Source organism: Salinimicrobium oceani (assembly GCF_012037645.1).
The window spans coordinates 1-349 of sequence record NZ_JAAVJR010001173.1 but is presented as its reverse complement, the minus strand read 5'-3'; the positions used below and the strand labels follow the sequence as shown (position 1 = coordinate 349).

1 protein-coding gene is annotated in these 349 nt (G+C 46.4%); it reads right to left on the bottom strand.

Annotation, left to right across the window (positions count from 1 at the left end; genetic code table 11):
• Window positions 1-349, bottom strand: a 349-nt coding sequence (locus HC175_RS21330; protein ID WP_168139942.1) for a hypothetical protein, incomplete at both ends; no start/stop codon positions are given.

Below are 349 nucleotides of genomic sequence, written 5' to 3'. Positions count from 1 at the left end.
GTCATTCTCTTCATATTCGGCCCACCGCCAGTTGTCCTGGTGGCGATCCCAATCTCCAATCAACATATCAAAGAGCCGGGCCTTGATATATTCCTGTTCGTCAACGCTGGCTTGAGGATTTTCCCTTAGCTCTTCCAATAAATCGAAGGTGCTAATAATTTCGTCTGGGTTGTTAAACTGTGCAAATGATTTGTTCTCGCTGCCCGCGTGGGCTTGTAGCTCGTACAGTGCATCCCCATATTCATCATTGTGGATGCCTAGTGCCGATTGCCGGGGTACATAATAAATTTCCGGTTTAATATGAGGTAGGTCAAGTGCTTCGGCAAAGTTGTCAAGAGCAAACTTAGCA